The following is a 2,917-nucleotide window of genomic DNA, read 5'->3' as shown; positions in this document are numbered from 1 at the left end:
TACCCCGTATTCTCCCACGTTCAGGCCGGGATGTTCTCTCCTGAGTTCCGTACGTTCACAGAGCGCGATGCTGAGCGCTGGGTAAGCACGACCAAGAAAGCCAGCGACAACGCATTCTGGCTTGAGGTTGACGGTCACTCAATGACTGCGCCAGCTGGTTCAAAGCCTAGCTTCCCGGAAGGCATGTTGATTCTGGTAGATCCGGAAGAACCGGTTGATCCAGGTGATTTCTGCATTGCTCGTCTTGGTGGCGACGAATTCACATTCAAGAAGCTGATTAAAGACAGCGGGCAGGTGTTCCTGCAACCGCTGAACCCACAGTTCCCTATGATACCGTGTAATGAGCATTGCCGGGTGGTTGGGAAGGTAGTGGCTTCACAGTGGCCTGAAGAGACGTTTGGGTGATAAGAGAATATCTGATAGTAGGCGTGGTTACTTTGCTCTCGGTTGTTGCGATCGTGCTTATGGTGGCCTGAAGAGACGTTTGGGTGATGAAAGGTCGCAGAAATGCGGCCTTTTTTTATGCGTCGGACAATGCAAGCATAAAATAAAAAATAATGCTTGCTTTTATTCTTGTGCACTGTTTATTATGCAAGCAAATTTCACAGCATGGTACTTGCATATGTCAGGCGATAAAAAAGAACCAAAGGGAAAGGCAAAAGGTGGAGTAGCTCGCGCGAAATCTCTTACCAAAGAACAGCGAGCTAATATTGCCAAAAAAGCAGCAGCGGCACGATGGGGTGATAAGCCACTTAAAGCCACCCATAAAGGAAACTTCATGGATTAGTTCGGCATTGATGTTGAATGCTACGTCCTTAATGACGAAAACAAAACCGCTGTGGTTTCTGGCGCAGGTCTTGCGCGACTGCTTGGTCTTGGTGACCACATGATAGCTGTCACTCGCCTCCTAAACGCGCAATATATGTCCGACTTCATAGGTACAGTTTTGCGTGAAAAAATGGAAAAACCATTTAAATTTCAATGGCACCATGGAGGATCAGTTTTTGGTTCAGGTGAAGCTAATGGCTACGATTTAACTGCCGTTGGCGACATGGCGATTGCCATTTTAAATGCGCACCAAGCAAATGCACTTCCTCAAACACGAGCCAAAGCTGCAATGATGGCACAGAAACTGGCTGGTGCATCTATGAAGGCAGGGCTTAAGGGCCTAGCATATGCAGTAGCCGGTTATAGGCCGGAAGTGCAAGAAGTAATTGATGCGTTTAAAGCATTCGTTCGCGAAGAAGCGCGACAGTACGAAAGAGAATTTCCTGACGAACTGTATGAAGAATGGTACCGGTTATATGGACTTAATCGCCCGGAGAAAGGCAGGCCTATCCGCTTTGGTCAGCTGACTAATATGCAAATTTACGTTCCTCTCGCGAAGAGCAAAGGTAAGATTCTTGAACAGATCCGAGCGAGTCGTGACGAGAATGGTAAACAATCAGACAAGCTACACCTATTCCTGTCAGAAATTGGCGTCAAGGCGTTACGACAACATATTGGCAAACTTCTTGGTGTTGCTGCGATGAGCGATAACAAAGAAGAGTACGAGGCTGGAATTGAAAAGGTCTTCGGGAGAATGAAGCCAGAATTCTAATACCTAATACCCACTACCTACCCGGTCACCGCGCCGGGTTTTTACTGCCTTCCGACACCACAAGACCACCACCCGCCCGCCATTGTAAGTCATTGATAATTTCGAAAAGATATGCAAGTAAAACCCATTTGCCCGCCAGATGGGCAGCACCCAGATCCCTGCATTATTAATAGTCGCGCCAGCGGTAAGACGCTTACCACTGGTATGCAGGTCTACCAGCAGTGACATCGTTAACCAAGTCTACTGCCCTTTCCTCACGAACTCCGCAGCATCCCTCAGCACTCCCTTGGCTCATCCCGTTCCATATCCATACCCAATTCCATAACCAAGCCCTCTTTGATGTTTTTTTGAGCATAACACAATTAATAAAATTATTTACCCATTAAAAACATACACATATCGTGTGATAAATATTAAATACACATATCGTGATTGACAATCAAATCACAATACGTGAATATTAATCCCATCAGCAGGACGCACTACTCACCAGGACGGTGATGCTCTTAAAAATCTGGCCCTGAAGAAGGGTAAACATTCAAAGCAGAAAGCTTTGGGGTGTGGTGAAGCCAGCTAGTCACTGGCAAGTGCTTACCTACTGTTGAGCGGTGAAGCGCTACCAACGCTAGCAATAGCGTGGACGAGACGGGGAGCCGCGGGCGATAAGGCCGCCATAACGCGCACGTTGTCGCATGGAAAAATCGCTGGGGTGCCGGTTATACCCCGCCGAATGAGACTCAACAAGCTGGAGCGAGACTACCAGCCACCACACCACCAAAGCTAACTGACAGGAGATCCACAATGGATGCACAAACACGCCGCCGCGAACGCCGCGCAGAGAAACAGGCTGAATGGAAAGTTGCAAATCCCCTGTTGGTTGGGGTAAGCGCCAAGCCAGATAACCGTCCTGTTCTGTCGTTCAATCGCAAGCCTAAATCACGCGTAGAAAGCGCTGTGAAACCGATTGATTTAACGGTACTGGCTGAGTACCACGAACAGATTGAAAGCAACCTACAGCGCATTGAGCGCAAGAATCAACGCACATGGTATAGCAAGCCGGGCGAACGCGGTATTACCTGCCACGGAACGCAGAAAATGAAGGGTAAATCAATTCCGCTGATTTGAGGTTGCCGATGAAAAACAGCATCAAATGCCCGGTATGCGGAAGAGATTTCGACCCGAGAACGCCCTTGTGTCACATCAGCAAATATCACAGCACAGCGAAGAATTGCGAACTGGAGAAGATTCGAGACGCCAGGCGCAGATATCACACACAACATTCAGGCCGATAGCTCTTTGCGAGGGGCTGACGGTAAA

Annotated in this window: 2 protein-coding genes and 1 pseudogene; all 3 read left to right on the top strand. The window is 48.3% G+C overall.

All coding sequences use genetic code 11. From position 1 onward, the window contains the following. Positions 1-405: LexA family protein (locus ACWWFX_RS25050; protein ID WP_473225078.1), on the top strand; the 405-nt coding region annotated here is incomplete at its 5' end. Between the two features lie 217 nt (positions 406-622). Then, positions 623-1,600 (top strand): annotated as a pseudogene (locus tag ACWWFX_RS25045) (P63C domain-containing protein). A gap of 801 nt (positions 1,601-2,401) precedes the next feature. Then, positions 2,402-2,725, top strand: a complete 324-nt coding sequence (locus tag ACWWFX_RS25040; protein ID WP_473225077.1) for an antitermination protein N — start codon at positions 2,402-2,404, stop codon at positions 2,723-2,725. Positions 2,726-2,917 lie beyond the last annotated feature (192 nt).

It is taken from the genome of Pseudocitrobacter sp. 2023LY-00077, from assembly GCF_055796175.1.
Note: the sequence above shows the minus strand (reverse complement) of the source record. Positions and strands in the feature narration are given on the sequence as shown.